The following is a 20960-nucleotide window of genomic DNA, read 5'->3' on the forward strand; positions in this document are numbered from 1 at the left end:
CCTTTTATAATTTTCTCACCAAGTTATGGCTTAGCCCAATCGCCTTGATGCAAATTCAGGACCGACCAAATAGGCCGCTATTAACGTAAATAATACTAAAGAGTTTGCTTGTAATTTTACCCGCGATAGTAAATGATCTAGCGCATTTCCTATCATGATTAAAATCACAAAAAGATTTTTCCAACCTTCTTACATTTATAAAATAAAATGATTGTGATGAGCAGAGTTTTACACAAGTTCAAGTCTGTAGTTAGCGTGTTGGGGCCGGGACTCATTACCGGTTCAAGTGATGATGATCCATCCGGTATCGCCACATATTCGCAGGTAGGTACACAATTTGGTTTAACCTCTTTATGGACTGCACTCTTTACTTTTCCATTAATGGCCGGGATACAAGAAATGTGTGCCCGGATTGGCCTGGTTACCTCGCAGGGTTTAACTACCACTTTGCGTACCCATTATCCAAAATGGCTTTTATGGATGATGATACTATTCTCGTTTCCAGCTATTATCATGAACATAGGTGCCGATATTGCAGGTATGGGCGCGGCTGCCAATTTAGTATTGCCAAATATACCCGCATCGTTATTTAGTATAGTATTTACTTTCCTTATTTTGCTAGCCCTGATATTTTATTCCTATCCTAAACTTGCACTGTTGTTGAAATGGGCCTGTATAACATTGCTAATTTATTTATTTATTTGTTCCTTTCTTTGGCCAGGTTAACTGGTATTCGACATTCAAAGCCACATTTGTGCCGACGATTGAATGGAACAAAAATTATCTGGAAATTCTTGTAGGTATTTTGGGCACTACCATTTCTCCGTATCTTTTTTTCTGGCAAGCTACGATGGAGGCTGAAGATATTAAGAAAAAAAACCAGGTGATTGTTGTTGATAAACGCATGATTGGTACCATGCAGAAAGACATAGATTTAGGGATGTTCTTTTCTAACCTTGTGATGTATTTTATCATTTTAACATGTGGTACTGTATTACATTCAAACGGCATGTTTCAAATCGACACTGTTGAACAAGCAGCTACAGCTCTGAAACCTATCGCCGGAAAATTCGCCAGTTTACTTTTCTCCATAGGTATAATTGGCACTGGATTTCTAGCCATTCCGGTTTTAAGTGGTTCGCTTTCATACATGTTTGCAGAAACCTTTAACTGGAAAGAAGGGCTGGACAAAAAAATCTTTGAAGCCAAACCCTTCTATAGTGTTATAATCATTTCTTTAGTAATTGGATTGTTGATTAATTTCGTTGTGTTAAGCCCGGTAAAGGCACTTTTATATTCAGCCGTGTTGTATGGGTTAACCGCCCCGGTAATAATTGCGATTGTTATTCATATTGGTAATAATAAAATTGTTATGGGGAAGTTTACAAATGGTATTATCTCCAATGTGCTCGGCGTGATCACGTTTTTGGTGATGACAGCGTCGGCAGTCGCACTCCTTTATTTTCAATTTTAACTTAGTCGTTATGTCACGCAAATATGTGATCCAAGTCATTTTTGAACAGTGCTCAAACCACCATCTTTGGAGATCCAAAAGTCAAGATCATGAATGCCATAAGCTTTAATTTTTGCCATCCGTTTCAAGGAAACGCTTGTCTCATAAATCGTTCGAATTGCAAGGAGAAGCGGTTTGTAGAAGTTGACAGTAACAATTTACAGGATTTTGAAGTAGCGATTACAAATTGCAACGATGGGCGATGGGAAATCCTTCTCAACTGGGAATACGAGGGGCGGCCTTTTGTTTACAAACACGATTTCATGGTTTTTTCCGGAAAAATCGTTGAACCTTTTTAATTCTAATGTTAATTTTCAGGCTCTGCCTTCCGGATTTCAACTGATTCTTGTAAAAACTGTAAAAGATCGCATGACGGTTTCAACTTCAGATTAGCTTCAGATTCTGTTTGTAATATTGGTATTACACATAGCATTTAAGTGTGTATTATAATCCTACAAGAATGAGGTTACTGTCCATTTTACTATTTACATTATTTGCACCGTCGGTTAACTGGTTGGGCGATTTTAATACAGCAAAAATAGAGGCTGCCAAAACGCATAAGATGATATTAATCAATTTCTCGGGTTCCGACTGGTGCGGCCCATGCATTCGGTTACGGAAAGAGATTTTAGAATCATCAAACTTTGAAGAGTACGCGGCGGATCATTTACTCTTGGTACGTGCTGATTTCCCCCGTCAAAAGAAAAATCAGCCCGGTAAAGACCAAATAAAACTTAACGAGGCGCTGGCAGAAAAGTATAATTCTGAAGGCAAATTTCCTTATACGTTACTGGTTGACGAAAACGGCAAAGTTTTGAAAGCATGGGATGGCTACCCCAACGAAACACCTGATCAATTTGTAACAGACGTTAGGAAATATGAAACACGATGAAATGCAGGACGTTCGTTTGGCGTCTTACAGACGAGTGCTCAAACTTATGGGTAACCGCTTTGAGTTTACGGTAGTAGCAGACAATGAAAATTGGGCTAATGATCAGATTGACTCTGCCATTTCGGAGGTTCAGCGAATAGAAAAATTGCTCACCACTTTTAGCGATGATAGCCAAACTAACGAGATAAACCGCAACGCAGGCATTAAACCCGTTAGGGTTGACGAAGAAGTTTTCGGCTTGATTGCCCGATCTTTAAAAATATCTGACCTAACGCAAGGCGCTTTTGATATTAGCTACGGATCAATTGATAAAAAGCTTTGGAACTTTGACGCCAACATGACATCCTTACCTAGCGTTGAAGTAGCTAAACAGGCAGTAAAACTAATCAATTATAAGAATATCATATTGGATGCCTCAAATACTACTGTTTTCTTAAAAGAGAAAGGGATGCGGATAGGATTCGGAGGAATAGGTAAAGGCTATGCTGCTGATAGTGCCAAGCGGTTATTGCAGGCAAATCGCGTGATGAGCGGTATTGTAAATGCTGCCGGCGATTTGATCAGCTGGGGGACACAACCCAACAATTTACCCTGGACAGTAGCTATTGCCGATCCGGATCAAAGTACAGTTCCGTTTTCAAGATTAAATATTAGCGGTATGGCTATCGCTACGTCTGGCAATTACGAGAAGTACGTTACGATCGATGGAAAAAAATATTCGCATACGATTGATCCAACTACCGGCTTGCCGATAAGTGGGATTAAGAGCGTGAGTATAATTAGCCCAAGTGCCGAATTATCCGACGCAATGGCTACGCCGGTAATGGTAATGGGTGTAAAGGTAGGATTGGATCTTATCAACCAGTTAAATCACATGGCGTGCATCATTGTAGATGATCATAATAAAATTCATAGTTCACATAATATCAATATTAAAAATTAAGATGGTAAAGAAATCCCCTGTTCGATTACTGCTCGCTTGTTGTTGCATAATGTGCAGTTTAAGCTCCTGTAGCTCGGTTAAGGCATACCAAAAAAACCGTATTAATGATTCGGAAATGGAGTTGGCGGCCCGTAAAAGTCAAAAATTTGAGCAAAACTTCCAACTTTATCGCGAGGGTGCTTCGGGTGCCAACGGTGGCAAAAGCGGCGGAGGTTGTGGCTGCAACTGATAAATGCCAAATTAAATGAGAAAAATTTATTTGGGCGTTTTAATGCTTTACTTGGGCATATTATCGTCTCATGCGCAAACGCAAACAGAAAAGCAAGCTGCTAAAGATACATCCAATTATCAATCGCGTAAATTGAGCCTCGATGAAGTAAATTTCGTATCGGGTTATTATCACCAAAACGGTAACAACTCTGCGGTAACCGGAGGGATAGGTACCGAGAAGTTAACCGACTTCGCCAATACGCTTGATGTACAATTCTCGAAATATGGCAAAAGCGGCAGAAAGAATACCTATCTTTTTGAATTAGGTGTAGATCATTATACATCGGCATCGTCTGATAAGATTGATCCAAGCACTATCTCTTCAGCTTCAATGCAGGATACTCGTGTATATCCATCCTTAAACTGGACAACCTTAAACGAAAAGACCGGTAACTCATTTGGTTTTACAGGGTCATACTCTCACGAGTTCGATTATCAGTCTTTCGGTGCCGGATTTAATTTAACCCGATTATCGAAAGATAAAAATACACAGTTCGATTTCAAAGCACAGGCATTTTTGGATACCTGGAAGGTGATATTGCCGATAGAATTGCGAACGGGTTATAACCCTAACGTACAACAAGGGCATGAACATTGGGATTATCCGTCTGCACCGCGAAACTCGTTTAGCACATCTTTCTCATTGTCGCAGGTTCTGAGCACGCGTTTGCAGGCTTTAATTGTTGTAGAACCTTCTTACCAAAAAGGATTACTGGCCACCAGGTACCAGCGTGATTATTTTATAGATGGTTCTGAACGCGCAGAGAACCTGCCGGGCGGTCGGTACAAATTGCCAATTGGTTTACGGTTCAATTATTTCCTGGATGATCATTTCGTAATCCGTACTTTTTACCGGTACTATATGGATAACTGGGGAATAAGGGCACATACTGCCGAGATTGAGGTACCTGTTAAGTTCTCATCGTTTGTGTCAGTTAGCCCATATTATAGATACAATTACCAAACAGGTACCCGGTATTTTGCGCCTTACGGCCAGCATAACCCTAACGATACTTATTACACCAGTGATTACGACCTATCAACCCTGCACAGCAATTTCGTGGGTGCAAACCTGCGCCTGGCACCGCCAAAAGGTGTATTTGGCTGGCAACGTTTCAATTCGCTGGAGTTAAGATATGGGCATTACATGCGATCGACCGGATTAAATAGCAATATCGTAACTTTAGCAATGAAGTTTAAATAACATGCATCGCGAGCATCATGTAACCAGTTCAGAAACCATCAGGGATATTGTTATCGGTATGTCTGATGGTTTAACCGTACCTTTTGCTTTGGCTGCAGGGTTGAGCGGCGCCATCGGCTCATCAACGCTTGTTGTTACGGCAGGGATTGCCGAAATAGTAGCAGGTTCAATAGCTATGGGTTTGGGTGGTTACCTTGCCGGGCGTACAGAGGCAGATCATTACCAGTCTGAATTAAAACGGGAGTACGATGAGGTAGAGCGTTTGCCCGAACAGGAAAAAGCCGAAGTAAAGGAAGTGTTTGCAGAATTTGGTCTTTCTGAATCTCTGCAACAACAAATAGCCGATGAAATGGCTAAGGACAAAGAGAAATGGGTGGACTTTATGATGCGCTATGAATTAGGGCTCGAAGAACCTAATGCCAATAGGGCAACTAAAAGTGCGATCACGATCGGCGTTTCTTACATCGTTGGCGGCATTATTCCGCTTTCTCCTTATATCATTATTAATCATGCACAGCAGGCCCTGTATTATTCCTGTGGCGTTACCCTTATTTGCCTGTTTATTTTTGGTTATTTTAAAAGTAAGATGACTGGTCAGCCCGCATTAAGTGGTGCTTTTAAGGTCGTAATTATTGGCGCGTTGGCAGCTGGCGCCGCCTTCCTGATGGCTAAACTGATAACCGGGAAATGATTATTATTGGCCACCGCCGTTAATCATGTCAGACACAATCCCTTTACTTTCTTTTCTTTCCGCCAAAAATACGCCCGCCAAATGCGCGGCAATAAAAGCCAGGATCAGATACATACAAAACCCATGTATGCTTTTAACCGTATGCCTTATTGATTTAAAAGCAGCCAGGGCATCTTCAAAGGCTAAGAATAAACCGGTTGCAACCATAATAAACACCAGCAGATAAAACACGCTGTAAATGGCTTTTACGGTAAGCTCGTGCCTGGCCGCTTCCCGGTTCTGCTTAGTGGTTTGAAATTGATACCAGGCGCTTTTTAACTTCCGGATAAATTTCTGATCTGCCAGCTGGAAAAACTCCAATATTAGTCTAAATAGCAGCAATGCAGCCAATGCGTAGCCGAAGTAAATATGTACATCCCAGGTTTTATCACTCAACGCGTGTGCAACACTTTTGGCCTGGTCTGCTGTAACCGTGGCACCCGCCTTGTTAAGTTCATCTTTCATAAAAGACGAGGTACTGTGATCGTCAGTTAATGTCGAATTAATTAATACCGTTATCAGCGAGCCGCTGATGACGATGGTATTAGCCCAGTGCCATAAACGCAGTGATGCAGAATACTTTTTTACTTGTGCAGGATGCTGTACATCCTTTCGAATAGGTTCTATAGTGCTCATATATAATTAAGTTCCTGCTTTGCCTAAAAAAATGCCCAATACAAATACAATCCCTCCGCCAACTATTACCTGCAAAATGGTTGATACTAACGGTGTTTTCATAAACCGGTAACGGATAAAAGCAATGCTCAATAATTCGAAAATTACTACCGTATAAGCTAAATGCAATGCATGTTGCAGGTTACCTATTAAAAAGGGAAGCGTATGCAGCATACCACCGAGTGCGGTTGCAAATGCGGTAATACTACCTCTAACAACCGGGCTCCCGCGGCCGGTCACGGTGCCATCGTCAGACAATGCCTCGGCGAGCCCCATACTAATACCCGCGCCAAGCGAAGCAGCCAGGCCCACATAAAAAGCTTTCATGGGTTGCCCGGTTAGTCCGGCCGTAGCAAATATGGGTGCCAGGGTAGATACTGATCCATCCATCAGGCCAAGCAGGCCGGGCTGCACTTTCTGTATTACAAATGTGGCTGCGTTTTTATTATTCATGAGCAGATTTGGGTTTAAAGTAATGATCGAATTTGAAGCAAATCTGTAGTTATAAATAGTAACTTCAGATTTACTCCAATATCAAAATTTATATTTGATTAAAAAGCCATTGAAGATTCTGATTATTGAAGACGAGCAAAGTTTGCGTGATAATATTGTTTCCTATCTAAATGAAGACGGCAATATTTGCGAAAGCTGCGATGATTTAGCCGGTGCTATATCTAAACTGGCAAGCTATACATATGATTGTGTTTTACTTGACATCGGTTTGCCCGATGGTGAGGGATTTGCCGTTTTAAATTTCCTGAAAAAACAGATGAAAGAGGAATCTGTGCTAATTATATCAGCCCGCAACTCTCTGGATGATAAGGTAAAAGGATTAAATACTGGTGCTGATGATTACCTGACCAAGCCATTTCATTTGGCCGAACTTAAAGCCAGGGTTGATGCCATTTTTCGCCGTAAGGCTGCCAATAGTAATAATAGGCTTGTTTTTAACGAAATTGTAATTGATCTGCTTGGCAGGGGCGTTGAAATTAACAATGAACCTATTGTATTAACCCGTAAAGAATATGATATGCTGTTGTACTTTATTGCTAATAAAGGAAAGGTTATATCCAAAAATGCTATTGCGGAACATTTGTGGGGTGATGAGATGGATATGCATGATAATTTCGACTTTCTTTACACTCATATTAAAAACCTAAGGAAAAAATTATTAGATGCTTCTGCTAATGATTATCTGAAATCTGTATATGGGATTGGTTATAAATTCAGCGCGGTATGAAATTGTCGGCGCACTATAATAAAGCCAGTATCATTGTTTCGGTAACAGTGTTGTTATTTGGTGCAGTTATCTATTTTTTTGCCATCAATTATATTGCCCGCAACCAGCTTGACCGCGATCTGGATGAGGAAATCGATGAACTGTTCGAATTTATAAATACATATCACCGTCTGCCCGAAGCCGACTTCAATGGAGATCAGACAACGTTTTTTATAACAGATCATAGAACGGCTACGAGGTTTTTCGACGCCCCTTATCAAAACCCCAAAGAGCATAAACCGGAAAATGGACGTGCCGTAGAAGGTTCTGTCATTTTAGACGGGGTCATTTACAAATTTACCATTACTATATCGAGGGACAGCACCGAGTATTTGATCCAGATAATTGCTCTAATTACGTTGATACTCATGGCTGCACTAATTGTTGTTCTGTTCTTAATCAACAGGTATGTTTTAAACGGGTTATGGCAACCATTCTACACCTTGTTAAATCACTTGAAAATTTTCAATGTTTCCGAAAATTCAGGACATCAAAGATTGATAACTAATGTAAAAGAATTTGAGGAGTTAGACCAGGCAATAGCAACGATGTCGTCACGGGTGAAAAGTGATTTTCAAAACCTCAAACAGTTTACGGAAAACGCCTCTCACGAGATGATGACTCCACTAGCTGTGATTACATCGAAATTGGACACGTTGATTCAAGATGAGCAGCTTAAACCCGACCAGTTTGAACAGATTCATGACATTTATGGCGCTACAAGTAAACTCGCAAGGCTTAACCAATCACTTTTGTTGCTGGTTAAAATTGAAAATAACCTGATTGATGATGCCGAAGTTATAGACTTAAAAGATATGTTGACGGAAAAGATCAGGCAGTTTCAGGAGTTGGTGCAATCCAAAGATTTACACTTAATTGCAAATTTGATCTCCCGCAAGATTATAATTAGTAAATACCTGGCAGATATTTTATTAAATAATTTGATTAGTAATGCTATAAGGCACAACATACATGGGGGCGAATTGTCAATTACATTATATGATGACAAACTCGCCATTCAAAATACTGGCATGGCCAATGCAATTAATGCCGACCACATGTTCGATCGATTTCAGAAAGGGAAGCGATCAGAGGGTATCGGTCTTGGTTTAACAATTGTGAGAAACATCTGTAAAATGTATGGCTGGGAAGTCACCTACTCGCAAGATGAATGCATGCATACGTTCCAAATTGTTTTCGATCCTTCCCTGGTCGGGTAGCTTCAGATTATCCTCAAAATCGCCGTTTATCATTGCCGCTAATTTATAGGCTCTGATTAAATGAAACGATTACTCTCTCTGCTGATACTACTTTTATCCCTAATTGAACTAAAAGCACAGGACAATTACGAAATTCAGGTATATGGAGCTGAAACTGTGGAGAAAGGACGAACAATGCTTGAACTTCACAGCAACTATACCGCTAATGGAAGCATAACAGGTTCTAATGGTGAGCTGCCAGATAATCATGTGGTACATGAGACCATTGAAATTACCCATGGCTGGACACCGTGGTTCGAAACCGGTTTTTACTTCTTTAACTCTATAGGTAACGACGGGCGTACAGCCTATGTTGGTTCGCATATCAGGCCAAGGGTAGCAGCCCCTTTGAGTTGGAACTGGCCGTTTGGGGTGAGTATCTCTACCGAATTTGGATTTCAGAAGAAACAATTCTCTGCCAATACTACTACATTAGAGATCAGGCCAATTATTGATAAAAAATGGCACAGGCTATATATATCCGTAAACCCAACGCTGGAGAAAAGCTTTGTTGGGCCAGATGCTAACCGCGGAATGATTTTCTCGCCCAATGTTAAAGGTAGCTATGACATTACAAAAGCTGTTGCTTTGGGGCTCGAATATTACGGCAGTACCGGGCCGTTTTTTCATTATTACCCTTATCAACAGGAGGAGCAACAATTGTTTATTGCTACAGATTTGAATGTAAGTCCTAATTGGGAGTTTAACGGTGGTATTGGTTCGGGGTTTACGGATAATACAGATAAGCTGATATTTAAGATGATAGTTGGACGGAGATTCTAGATGTCGAAATCCGTCAAACAATTTATGCCTCAACATAGTATTTTAATTTATGCCAGGTCATTTACGTCCATATCAATCTGCCTCAACGCGACTTACTAAGAGTCAGCAACAGTACTACGAAGTGAGCGCCCGTATCATTCAATTGATGAACGAATATTCTGCTTATACAGACGCTGAAACGTTTTGGTTGGCAATGAAAAAAAGTGGATTACAATTAAGTTTAAGTACGTTTTATAACAGACTGAGATTTTTGGTAGATAACGGTATTGTTGAGAAGCAAACCGTTAAATACAATAAGAATTTGTATAGGGTCAAGAGCGATACCAACATCAATCGCATTCCTTGAGGCAAGAGCAACAACTGAAGACAAACTGCATTCCATATCAAAATAGAAATCAAAACTGGGTAAACAATTTCGGATCGTACCCTGTTTTTTTTCAAAACGATAAATATGTCCCGGTGTAACGTAAATTTGCCCGAATCTTATAGAAATCAACTAAAAGATTCCGGAAGAAAGTGACGGAAAACGCAAATTGAATTTTGAAAAGACAGGAAACGAAGTGGAAGCAAATGCGACCGGACTAGAACAGGCCAGCGCACCTTTCGCCCGTTTTGAAAAATAGATAAGTCAAGATGTACGGTAACGAAAACCTTCAACGATTTTTGGATGCCCAGTCCAACGACTACGCTGCCGCACTCCGGGAAATTCAGAGCGGACGGAAGCGCGGCCATTGGATGTGGTATATTTTCCCACAGATTGCCGGTCTCGGCTATAGTGAAATGGCCAGATATTATGCGATTAAAGATTACAGGGAGGCCATTGACTATCTAGCACATCCGCTCTTGAGCAGGCGACTGATCGAGATTTCGCAGGCTGTACTGGTAAACCCGGCCAAGACTGCTACTCAAATCCTCGGGAGCCCTGACGATATCAAACTCCGCTCCTGTATGACACTTTTTGCCATATTGCCAGGTGCGAATCCCGTTTTCGAGGCCGTTCTCAAAAAATATTTCGATAGTCAAAAAGATGCTGCCACCATACAATTACTAACCTGAGCTCTATGCGTGATGTTGCGAAAGCCTCCGGCGATAGCGATTGATGTAATTGCAAAAGTTGAATCTAAAAGTACTTTGTCGCTCAAAAGCTATGAATGGTAATTACACCGCACGGCAGCAAGTAGTATTTCCTGGTAATTTGCCTAAACGCCAGGAAAGAGATTAGAAATTACTTACACACATTTGCCAACGATATTCAATTTAACAAACCGGAATGCTAAACCAAAAGGTTGAGCCCTGCCCCTCTTCACTTTCAACGCCGATTGTGCCATGATGACGTTTAACAATCTCTGAACAAATGTAAAGCCCAAGTCCTAAACCGGCAAAATGGGTCGATGACTCCTGAACGCGGTAAAAACGGTCAAATAGAAACTGGCGTTTACCGGGGGGAATGCCGATGCCAAAGTCCGTAACCTCTACGCTAAACGATCCGTTCTTTATAGCACATTTAATTTCTATCTGTTTGCCGTCTGGCGAATATTTAATAGCATTCGTCAGGAAATTATTGATTACCTGTTCCAAACGCGCCCGGTCAGCTCTGATTTCGGCTTTTTCACTGCAGTCGAAAAGAAGTTCATGAGTTCCACCCTGTGCACGCACCTCATCGATACTCTCCCGCACCATGCTAACCGCATCAAATCGCTCGTAATTCAATCGCAGCTTTCCCTCCTGAATTTTGGTAACATCCAACAGGTCATCCAGCAAAACCGTCAGCTTGCCGGTTTGCTTTTCGGCCTTGTCTATAAAGGATACGATCGGATCTTTAGCATTCATCTTGGCAGTCATGCGCTGCAAAATTTGGAGGGAGCCTTTCAAGCTGGTTACCGGTGTTTTCAGTTCATGACTGGCCACACTCATAAACTCATCTTTTTTACGCATCAGTTCTTCAGTAGCTGCTTGCGCCCTGATCAGGTTATTTTCCGTTTCCTTTTGTTTGGTAATATCGATGATAGAACCTACCAACCTGTAAGGCGTGCGGAACTCGTCTTCCAGTATACTTCCGCGATCCAGTATGTAAGCATAAGTATCATCGGCTTTTAAAAACCGGTACTCCGACGACCAGTTCTTTTCGTGCTGATTGATGGCCTGATAAACACCGTCCTGAACCCTTTGCCGATCTTCCGGGTGAATCTTTTCGAACCAGAATCCGATATGATTAGTTTCTGCCTCACGTTCATAGCCAAACATGACGGTAAAGTTCTCGCTACGCCACATGGTATTATTGATCAGGTTCCAGTCCCAGATGGTATCGTTAGTAGCCTTGGAAACCAGATTAAAACGTTCTTCACTTTCGGTGAGTTTACGCGTGCGCTCAAATACCCTGTCTTCCAGTTGATTATTTAACGTCTTTAACCCTTCGCGTGCAGTAATCAGTTCATGATAGTTTTTACGCAGTTTTTGCTCTGCATTCCTGCGGTCTGTTACATTAGTCAGACTGACCACGAAACCGTCATCCATCTTGACGGTAACCACCTGATACCAATGATTACTAACCGTTTGAAGTTCTGTTTGCAACGGTTTGGCCCCCTCTGCAACTTTGACAAACTGATCGAATGTAATGGTATGAGCTAAATCCGCAAACTCCTTAATCGAAGGATGCGCCTCCATTTGCTCGGCCTGTTTTTCAAATAACGCCAAGGCTGCATTATTATAAGCTATACATCTGAAATCGGTGATTTTTCCAGAACGGTTCCGTTCCTCCTTAAAAGCCAGGATCGCTGCGGAACTGGCATTAAAAACCCCCGAGATAATATTGTTCAGTTCAGTTACGACCGAAATATCGATGAAGGCAATCACTACGCCATCCCGCTGCCTGTCCTTTCGAATGTAAGGCATCATGCGCATGAGGTAGTTTTTACCATCCCTGATCCGGACCTCCTTTTCAACAACCTGCTCATTGGACAATACCGTATGAATATCGTTCACCAGGTGATCGTATTGGATATTGCTGGAAATATGGCTGATAGGACGGCCAATGTCTGCTTCGATAAGATTAACAATCTTTACAGCGGCCGGGTTAAACTTGCGGATACGCATGCCCGAATCAATAAAGAGCTGGCCAATATCAGTACTTTTAAAATAATTGTCCAGGTCATCATTGAGTTCAACCAGTTCACGAATTTTAACCTGGTGCTCCGTATTCAGCGTATGTAATTCTTCATTAAGGCTTTGTAACTCTTCATTACCTGATTGGAGTTCTTCGTTAGCTGATAACAATTCTTCATTACTGGATTGCAGTTCCTCGTTCGTAGTTTCCATCTCCTCCACTGCCATTTGTAAATTGGCGCGGGTTTCGTTCAGTTCGGCTTCTACTTCTAAAATGTGCTCCTGCTGATGCTCTGCTCCAATCGTCGGCAGCGTGATGCCTTCTTTAGTCCCGGGTTCTGCCTGCACTTCCGTAAACATCAATAAAGTATGGCCGTGGGCTGAACCTTCCTCGGGCGGTCTGACGGTGATTTGCAGAAACATTTCCTCACTATCCCGTTTAATCCTGATCTTGTTGAGATAAGTTTTCTTATTTTCCTTCCAGCTTTTACGGATAGCTGTATTTAAAACCAGCGCTACATCCTTACTTACCAGGTTCAGGATATTCAGGTCGAGCTTTTTTTCCGGTAAATTCAGGTATCTGCGGTAATTACCAATCGTATCTTTAACGATATAACTTTTATCAATAAAAATCGCAACAGCATCAAATTCTTCGGTAATCAACTCCAGGAAATCCTGTTCGATGGTTTTTCCGGACGTTAAAGGTTTCACAACCTTTTTCTCTGGAGCTCTTAGCGTCGGCGCAGCTGCCGTATAAGTATGGTGCAGGCCATAAGTGATCGTACCTGATTTTTGATAGATTTTCCATTTACTACTGATCTCTGTAACGCCTTCTTTAATACTGGCGGCATTTTCGCTGGAACCCAGAAACAAAAAGCCGGATTTGTTCAGTGAGTAATGGAACGTCGCCACCACTTTTTGTTGCAACAGGTTGTTCATGTAAATCAACATATTGCGGCAGGTGATCAGATCATTTTTGATGAAAGGTGGTGATTTAATGACGTTATGCCGCGCAAAAACAATCTGCTTTCGGATAGAGGGTATAACCGAATAGGTTTTGCGATCTTTTACAAAGTATTTTTTCAGCAACGTGGAAGGAATTTCTTTAGCGATCGTTAGCGGGTAGCTGTTTTTACCGGCAATTTCGATGCTTTTCTCGTCCACATCCGTAGCGAAGATCTTGACCTCCAGATTTTTACCGGCCTGTTGTAAACAATCATTAATCAATACAGCGACCGAATAGGCTTCCTCTCCGGTACTGCAGGCACAAACCCATACTTTAAGCAGATCCCCATCCTGTTTCTGACGGATCATTTCCGGAATGATGTCTTTGGCCAATACTTCAAAGGCCGGTTTGTCCCTGAAAAACTTGGTGACCCCGATTAAAAAATCTTTAGCCAGCAGGCTTACTTCGCCGGCGTCCTGATGAAGTAAGGTCACATAATCCCTGAGATTAAGCACCTCTACCGCCGCCATCCGCCTGGCTATGCGCCGCAGAATGGTGGGTGTTTTATATAGGTTGAAATCCTGATCACTGTTCTGACTGACCAATTGAAACAATTCACTCATCAGGGAATCGTCCAGTTGGTCAGGCGCCAATTCCGGCGCTGATTTTTGCTGCACGAAGTGATGTAGCTCCAGATGCATTTTTGCAGGTGGTAAAATAAAATCGGCATTACCAGAGGTAATGGCACTATTGGGCATACCATCAAACTTGGCCGATGCAGGATCCTGGACCATTACCATGCCGCCGCTTTCTTTAACTGCTTCTATGCCTTTAGTGCCGTCAGTTCCCGTGCCCGAAAGAATAATGGCTATCGCTTTATCTTTCTTTTCTTTAGCCAGGCTAAAAAAAAACGTATCTATTGCCGTATTGGGCGCTTTATCTTTGATCTTGTCCACCAGTTTCAATTGATGCCCTTTAATCGTCATCAGTTTTCTGGTCGGGATAATGTACACACAGTTACGCTGTAGCTTTTCGTCGTTGGCCGCTTCCACCACTTTCATACGGGTGTGTTTGGCCACCAATTCGGCCAGCAGGCTCTTATAATCCGGCGATAAATGCTGAATAACCACAAAAGTAAGCCCGGAATTTTCCGGCATGTGGTCAAAAAACTCGTGGATCGCTTCCAGTCCGCCTGCTGATGCGCCGATAGCAACAATATAGCGATCGGTTACGCTTGCTTCGGAAAATTTCAAAGTCTGTTTAACCACGCGTTAATTATAATTTGCTTGTTTTGTTTTAAACTCGTAAATAAACGTTCTAAGGTTTTCAGCTGTTTTTAATTCCTGCGCCGTCCAGTCATCAGCAGTGTGATGTACTAACTCCTTCCATATTTTGAAAGATGCACGCGGATGATATTTCGTACCGTCCGGGTCAAAATTGATTGTTTTGGTTGGATCACCTCCCCAATTAATCGTCTGTACGACCTCGGGGCGAAAAATAGCCAGAAACTCGCCTTTATCCTCATCTACAGGAATGGCCAACAAACCGCTGGCCATTGCTGCGTAAGGAATTGCTTCATCAAACAGTTCGGGCAGTTGGTTTGTGCTGAACACCCTGTCCAATTCTTTGCTTTGGAGCCAAAGACACAGATTTTCAATCATATCCCGATCCGGAACTTCGCCAAACGTATGATAAGTACCCTTATAAGTAACAATTGCGCCGCTTCCAGCAAATGTCGATAACACACTAATGCCCTCTTCCGGCATCAGACCGGCAATCAGTTCCTGTTCCGCATACACTTGTGCAATGAGGGCCGTTTGCTGTCTTTGCAATTCATTTTCCTGCTCGAAAAGATCTTTATTCAGAATTGCAGATATACGGTTAGAGATCACAGAAGAAATTAGCTCACACACAGAACATAATTCAAAGTTCAAATAATGCGGTGTAAGATGATGACAGGCAATTAAGCCCCAAAGGGTATTATTATGAATAACACGAATGGACATCGAAGCGCTTACATTCATGTTCTTCAGGTATTCCAGGTGCACAGCAGCAACACCACGCAGGTTACAATCAGAAAGATCAATAAAAGCACCGGTAACTGGGTTGATCACCGGATAAAGCCGCACGGGCTCATACTTCTGGTCCGGGATCAACCGGTATGGATTTTTTAAATAAAGGTCACGCGCCTGTTTGGGCACGTCCGAGGCAGGAAAAGTGTGACCCAGATAATTCTCCAAATTCCCTTCTTTTTCCTCGGCAATCACGGTGCCATTCCAGTCTTCGTCAAAATGATACATCATAATGCCGTCAAACCCTGTGATCTTTCGGAGTTCATGAACAGCCGCCTGGCTGACCTCAATGATGGTTTCAGCAGATTCAATAGCCGCCATCGCGTATTTTACTTCTTCATAAACATGCGTAAATGTACGTTCGCCCTCCCGGTCAGACTTCTCAATTTCTAATAGGATATACGTTTCTTTGAAATGCGCCAATGCTAGCAGCCTTCTCCCCGAAATAGTCAGCGTTAACGGAATTTTCTCTTTAAATTTTACCGCAAAACGCTCCTGTAATTCCCTCAATTGCGCCGTATTACAAAATTGTGCCAGTTCCTTTCCTATCACTTCATGAAAGTCTGTTTGAAACAGGTCAGTACCATTCTCACTAACCTGCAGGATACGAAAACTGGCCTTATCCAGTACGACGAGGTAGCCATAGGGTTGGACTACGTTTATATGGTTAAGTGGCAGACTGCCGCAAAATTCAGAATCGTAATTAGTCTTTTTAGCCATTAAGCTTATTGTTTTATCCGCCAATTATCCGTGATTGTATCACGATTAAGCTCATACGACAAGGCTACAGCGCATCCTTGTCGTAAATACCCGATTTAGCAGATGATCGGCTAAAATATCATTTTCTTAGAAAGAAAAGAAGGTTGCTTAATAATACAACTCTGGGGAATATACAGATGAATAATTCCGAATAGATAAACATCGGAATCCACTAATGGTTTGAACCGGCAACATTTGAACAATGCGAGATAGCTTAAATTGCCTATGTGAAGAAGTCTAGATAAAGCGTCTGTCAGGGCCGCTTTATCTAGAGGGAGGAGTTGTAAGAATTTTTTATTTGTTCAATTGAGCAATAGCCGATATCTCAATATGCCCATGGCGGGGTAATTCTTTAACCGCGATGCATACCCTCGCCGGGAACTTATCTTCAAAATATTTCCGGTAAACTGCATTGGTAAGCGCATAATCATCCATATTGGTGAGGTATACTGTTACGCTAACCAGGTTATGATAATCGAGGTCATTTCTCGTGAGTATGGCCCCTATGTTTTTCATCGCCTGGTCTGCCTCGGCTTCAAAGCTGGTATTTACTAATTCGCCCGTCGCCCTGTTAACCCCAAGCTGCCCCGATATATAAAGGGCGTTCCCTAAATCCACAGCATCTTTGTAAGGCGATGGTTGCACGGCCTGTTTAGCCTTTAATTTTTCATTGGCTTGGAGTTGTAGGTCAACCCCTTTGCGGTCCGTCATTACCCAGTATTCTACAATTTTCCCATTGGCTACTTTAAATACAGCATTGATATATACGGTAACCGGAAGCCCGGTCGCCTTAAATCCGTCAACATCGGCAATTTGGGTGCCGGTTTGCTGCCAGCGAGCATACACTTTGTCGCCGTTGGCAAACAGCTCGTCAATGTTAAATTGATAATGGCCGTAAGCGCTCCTAAAGTCGGCTACATGCTGTGCATAATTTTCGGGGCCGCGTACAATAGTTTCGGGGTGTTCGGCATTTAGTTGATGTGCCTTTGCAGAATCTGCCAGAAATTCGCCTGCCCTTTGGGGTGCTTTCCCCGAACGTACGATCTCTAAAAAATCCCGAACTGTTTTTTCTGATTGTTGGGTTGTGTTCATCTGTTTTGTTTGTGCTTTAATGTTTATCGAAAACAGCAAAAAAAGTAACGCTACTGTAGCATAGCGTTTCCATGTCTGTTGGTTATTGTTCATAAGGCAAACATCGAAAAATGCCAGAAACCAAAACAGATACAAATTATATATATTTTACCATAACAGATTATATTTGCTCGATGAAACAACCTGCCTATGTAGCCCTCGCCAATAAAATTGCGGCAATGATTGATAAAGGCGTTTATAAAGCCGGCGATAAGCTGCCTTCTGTACGCAGGCTGCATCAGGAACACGGCCTAAGTATTTCCACGATATTGCAAGCCTTAAACCGGCTTATTGATCATCAGAAGCTTACTTCTATAGAAAAATCGGGCTACTTTGTAAGTGAGCAACAAGTGCAAAAGTTTCCCGTTCCGCGGTCAGTGCCGGTTTCTTTATCAGAAAGAGCGGTTAACATTGATCGGCTACTGCAAAAGTTGCATAAGGATGGTAAAGGGAGACAGTTTGTATCTTTCGCCAACGCCATGCCCGACGATCGGCTACTTCCATTTAATGCCATTAAACGTGCCATACAGCTTACATCAAGAGATATCAACGGGAGTTATCTCGCGCTCGAAAACAGCAAAGGCAGCGCGCAACTGAGGGAAGAGATTGCTAAAAGATCATTGTTGTGGAACGGCCAGATCCATGCCAATGAACTGGTTATTACCAATGGTGCCAAAGAGGCCTTGATATGCTGCCTGAAAGCTGTAACCCGGCCGGGCGACACCGTTTTGGTACAAGACCCTTGTTATTATGGCATTATGCTAGCTTTAGAATACCTAGGGCTGAAGGTCGCAACTATACCGATGCAACCCGAAACGGGGATAAATTTAGCCGATCTAGAAGACCTTTGCACAAGCCTAAAAATAAAAGCATGCTTACTGGTGAGCAACTTTAATAATCCTGATGGCATTAGCCTGAGCACCGAAAACAAAAAGCAACTGGCAGATTTTGCCTGTAAAAATCAGATACCAATTGTGGAAGATGACCTTTACGGCGAATTATTTTTTACCGGCATCAGGCCTGATACCATTAAGGCTTACGACCAGGAGGGCTGGGTAATGTATTGCAGTTCGTTCACTAAAACAATTATCCCCGGCTTTAGGATCGGCTGGTGTGCACCTGGCAAGTTTGCCTACGAGGTAGCCCGCATTAAGTCGATGCAAAACGGATCAGTTTCTAATTTTAGCCAGCAGGTAGTTTACCGGCTATTAAGCCAGGGTACTTATGATCGTCATTTACAGAAATTCCGGTTACAGCTTCACAAAAACATGCTGCGCACCATGCAGCTTATCGAACAGCATTTTCCCGAAGACACAAGCGTGAGCAGACCCAACGGAGGCTTGGTATTGTGGATTGCATTGCCTGTACAGGTCAATACCACAGCACAACAAAACATAGCCTTTAAAAAAGAAATTAGTTATGCGCCGGGCGAAATTTTCTCGTCAAAGGGCGATTACCAGAACTACCTAAGGCTTAATTATTGCAATTTTTGGGAACCCAAAATAGAGCAGGCACTAGCCAAATTGGGAAAAATTTTCAGTGATACAATTGAACAACAGTACACTATTTAAAAACGCCGGATGATTTAATACTTCTAATGGGAATGTCCTTTAGAGACCCGATAGACCGGATAATTTTATGATTGAAAAGATCTATCCCCTTTAAACCTGTCTTTAAACAACTATTTTTTTTCCGCAATACTTTTTAAGGTCAAACGTCGACATCCAATCGATAGTATGCCTAGGATCGGCGTATTTAAGCATCCTTTGACCCGGTGAAATCTCCAAAGTGGTTCACGCATTGTGCGGGAAACGAGCGGGAAATACGGTAACAACCTGGCACACGGAGTAGCTCGAATACAAAGGTAAGATCGGGCGGAATGTTGTTTTTTGTTATATTGCAAGTACCTTAAAATCAACACCATGAAGAAGCAGATATTGGGGAGTTCTGGACAGGGCGGGGGAATTAGGCGTTGGCTGGGTATCAGTTGAAATGATTTCCTGAAGTCTAAAGGTGAATTCTTGTTTTGGCTTTGAACAAATGACTGAACGACTGCGGGTATTCAAAGCCGAGCGCGTAGGCAACTTCACTTACGGACAACTGGTTATTATCAACTTTTCTTTTGCTATTTCAATTAACTTATCATTACAAGCAATGCTCCTGCAGTTTCAAAAAATCCCAGACAATGGCATTTAATTCTATTAATGACTGCTTTAAGCAACCGTATATGCATTATACTTACCTATTTCTTCCAATGCGTATATTCAAATATCGGATCAGTTAAAGTAAAGCGTATAAAAGGACTTTAAATAATTCAGGGGAATGTTGAAATCTTTATGGCTAGATTTAAAACTATACAAATCTTCAATCTGAAAATATCCAGCGGAGTTCGTAAATTCTTTTTTGTTAAGGGGTTTGAAGCCCATCTGCCAATTTTGGAAATGTCTTTTTTCCCTAACGGATTCGATCAATTTGATCACGTCATAATGTCTCTCGTCGTCTTTAATTTTTTTAAATAAATCGTTAATATCATGTTCCTCGCCTTCCAAAACCTGAATAAAATTTCCGTTGACGCCATCAATGGTAGGCCCTTTAATATACAGCAACATGCCGGTAATTTTGACCCTCGAATTCCAGGATCTCGATTGCGTTAAAATCTTGGCTAACTCTTCATCATTCATTAGCTTCAGCGCCTTGCTGACGTAGATTAAGTAGTAAAGCATAGTTGCAAATGATAGTAAATAAACAGCTTGCAGGTTTATTTGTTTCCTCCAGCGCTATAGACCATCCATATTTTTCACAAATGATTATTGGACAGCCAGTGTTTGTACTAAAAATTTAGCATCATGAAAAGCAGAGAGGAAGAAGAAAAGCTGTTTGATGAAGAGCACCCAGGTTGTAATAAATGTTCCAATTTGGTTAAAGACCCTGAAATTTGGAAAACTGGCGATGAGCCATGACCGGGCAGCATGTCTACCTCGAAACCCTGTCGGCAGCAGCCGGTGAGGCTCTGGACGAGTCGCTAAGGCGCTGGCTTCGCAACCGATAAATGAGTTACAGCAAACGATCGGAAGAGGGCTGGAATGGGTTAAATAATAACGAGATAAAATTGATTGATAAGAAAGCCCACGACAATCGGCTGACAAGGGAATTCCGGATACCTGCTATCTTAAATGGCAGTAAAAGTGTTCATCGACAGAAGGTTTGCGCCGGTTAATTTCCACGGAGGAAAAGGCGCGGCGTGAGATTAAGGAAGCAACCGGCTATGAGCTTAAATAGCTAACTAAGGCTTTAGCGGTATATTCATCAGCGGGCGATATGACAGAGTTTTTGAACTTATGCTTAGCTCAAAGTAGCGAAAAAGAAGGGGGGGGGGAGGCGGATCGGATCAGAAAATGGAGC

Annotated in this window: 19 protein-coding genes and 1 pseudogene; 13 read left to right on the forward strand and 7 right to left on the reverse strand. The window is 42.1% G+C overall.

Annotation, left to right across the window (positions count from 1 at the left end; translation table 11 throughout):
• The first annotated feature begins 216 nt into the window (after window positions 1-216).
• The 7 genes from GSY63_RS25025 (at window position 217) to GSY63_RS24555 (ending at window position 5513) form a co-directional block, all read left to right on the forward strand.
• A complete protein-coding gene (locus GSY63_RS25025; RefSeq protein ID WP_208094652.1) occupies window positions 217-726 on the forward strand; it encodes a divalent metal cation transporter in 510 nt (169 codons plus the stop codon).
• A complete protein-coding gene (locus tag GSY63_RS25030) occupies window positions 692-1474 on the forward strand; it encodes an NRAMP family divalent metal transporter (protein ID WP_317168611.1) in 783 nt (260 codons plus the stop codon). Before GSY63_RS25025 ends, GSY63_RS25030 begins: the two co-directional genes overlap by 35 nt.
• A gap of 499 nt (window positions 1475-1973) precedes the next feature.
• Entirely contained in the window at window positions 1974-2405 is a 432-nt protein-coding gene (locus GSY63_RS24535) for a thioredoxin family protein (RefSeq protein WP_166588482.1), read from the forward strand.
• Entirely contained in the window at window positions 2392-3348 is a 957-nt protein-coding gene (locus GSY63_RS24540) for an FAD:protein FMN transferase (protein WP_243749313.1), read from the forward strand. Before GSY63_RS24535 ends, GSY63_RS24540 begins: the two co-directional genes overlap by 14 nt.
• A 49-nt stretch (window positions 3349-3397) precedes the next feature.
• Window positions 3398-3577 (forward strand): DUF4266 domain-containing protein, encoded by a 180-nt coding sequence (locus tag GSY63_RS24545; protein ID WP_243749314.1) that lies wholly within the window; start codon window positions 3398-3400, stop codon window positions 3575-3577.
• 15 nt (window positions 3578-3592) lie between these two features.
• Window positions 3593-4822, forward strand: coding sequence for a DUF3570 domain-containing protein (locus GSY63_RS24550; protein ID WP_166588484.1), 1230 nt, complete (start codon window positions 3593-3595; stop codon window positions 4820-4822).
• 1 nt (window position 4823) lies between these two features.
• Complete coding sequence (locus GSY63_RS24555) at window positions 4824-5513, forward strand: VIT1/CCC1 transporter family protein (RefSeq protein ID WP_166588485.1); 690 nt, start codon at window positions 4824-4826, stop codon at window positions 5511-5513.
• 3 nt (window positions 5514-5516) lie between these two features.
• Here GSY63_RS24555 and GSY63_RS24560 read toward each other — a convergent pair whose 3' ends face one another.
• Window positions 5517-6188 carry a cytochrome b/b6 domain-containing protein gene (locus tag GSY63_RS24560; RefSeq protein ID WP_166588486.1) on the reverse strand — a complete coding sequence of 224 codons (672 nt, stop codon included), beginning with the start codon at window positions 6186-6188 and terminating at the stop codon, window positions 5517-5519.
• Between the two features lie 6 nt (window positions 6189-6194).
• Entirely contained in the window at window positions 6195-6680 is a 486-nt protein-coding gene (locus GSY63_RS24565) for a VIT1/CCC1 transporter family protein (RefSeq protein WP_166588487.1), read from the reverse strand.
• Window positions 6681-6789: 109 nt separating this feature from the next.
• Here GSY63_RS24565 and GSY63_RS24570 point away from each other — a divergent pair, with 109 nt between their 5' ends.
• From GSY63_RS24570 to GSY63_RS24590, 5 genes are all read left to right on the forward strand, one after another.
• Window positions 6790-7467 carry a response regulator transcription factor gene (locus tag GSY63_RS24570; protein ID WP_166588488.1) on the forward strand — a complete coding sequence of 226 codons (678 nt, stop codon included), beginning with the start codon at window positions 6790-6792 and terminating at the stop codon, window positions 7465-7467.
• Window positions 7464-8726, forward strand: a complete 1263-nt coding sequence (locus tag GSY63_RS24575) for a sensor histidine kinase (protein ID WP_166588489.1) — start codon at window positions 7464-7466, stop codon at window positions 8724-8726. The genes GSY63_RS24570 and GSY63_RS24575 overlap by 4 nt, the downstream gene beginning before the upstream one ends.
• Window positions 8727-8786: 60 nt before the next feature.
• Window positions 8787-9548: a hypothetical protein gene (locus GSY63_RS24580; RefSeq protein ID WP_166588490.1), complete on the forward strand. Its 762-nt coding sequence runs from the start codon at window positions 8787-8789 to the stop codon at window positions 9546-9548.
• Window positions 9549-9597: 49 nt separating this feature from the next.
• A complete protein-coding gene (locus GSY63_RS24585; RefSeq protein WP_166588491.1) occupies window positions 9598-9894 on the forward strand; it encodes a transcriptional repressor in 297 nt (98 codons plus the stop codon).
• 287 nt (window positions 9895-10181) lie between these two features.
• The gene (locus tag GSY63_RS24590) at window positions 10182-10604 is read left to right on the forward strand and encodes a DUF1810 domain-containing protein (protein WP_166588492.1); all 423 of its coding nucleotides are present in this window, start codon (window positions 10182-10184) and stop codon (window positions 10602-10604) included.
• A gap of 201 nt (window positions 10605-10805) precedes the next feature.
• Here GSY63_RS24590 and GSY63_RS24595 read toward each other — a convergent pair whose 3' ends face one another.
• From GSY63_RS24595 to GSY63_RS24605, 3 genes are all read right to left on the reverse strand, one after another.
• Window positions 10806-14849 carry a chemotaxis protein CheB gene (locus GSY63_RS24595; RefSeq protein WP_208094653.1) on the reverse strand — a complete coding sequence of 1348 codons (4044 nt, stop codon included), beginning with the start codon at window positions 14847-14849 and terminating at the stop codon, window positions 10806-10808.
• Between the two features lie 18 nt (window positions 14850-14867).
• A complete protein-coding gene (locus tag GSY63_RS24600; RefSeq protein WP_166588494.1) occupies window positions 14868-16388 on the reverse strand; it encodes a GAF domain-containing protein in 1521 nt (506 codons plus the stop codon).
• Between the two features lie 333 nt (window positions 16389-16721).
• The gene (locus tag GSY63_RS24605) at window positions 16722-17612 is read right to left on the reverse strand and encodes a Rid family detoxifying hydrolase (RefSeq protein ID WP_166588495.1); all 891 of its coding nucleotides are present in this window, start codon (window positions 17610-17612) and stop codon (window positions 16722-16724) included.
• A gap of 80 nt (window positions 17613-17692) precedes the next feature.
• Between GSY63_RS24605 and GSY63_RS24610 the strand changes: the two genes are divergently transcribed.
• The gene (locus GSY63_RS24610) at window positions 17693-19129 is read left to right on the forward strand and encodes an aminotransferase-like domain-containing protein (RefSeq protein WP_166588496.1); all 1437 of its coding nucleotides are present in this window, start codon (window positions 17693-17695) and stop codon (window positions 19127-19129) included.
• 419 nt (window positions 19130-19548) lie between these two features.
• On the opposite strand, the pseudogene GSY63_RS25190 reads toward GSY63_RS24610, so the two are convergent.
• Window positions 19549-19705: pseudogene (locus GSY63_RS25190) on the reverse strand (helix-turn-helix domain-containing protein); the annotation flags it as partial.
• Window positions 19706-19834: 129 nt separating this feature from the next.
• A complete protein-coding gene (locus GSY63_RS24620) occupies window positions 19835-20281 on the reverse strand; it encodes a BLUF domain-containing protein (protein WP_166588498.1) in 447 nt (148 codons plus the stop codon).
• Between the last annotated feature and the right edge of the window lie 679 nt (window positions 20282-20960).

The organism is Mucilaginibacter agri, from assembly GCF_009928685.1.
Taxonomy (GTDB): Bacteria; Bacteroidota; Bacteroidia; order Sphingobacteriales; family Sphingobacteriaceae; genus Mucilaginibacter; species Mucilaginibacter agri.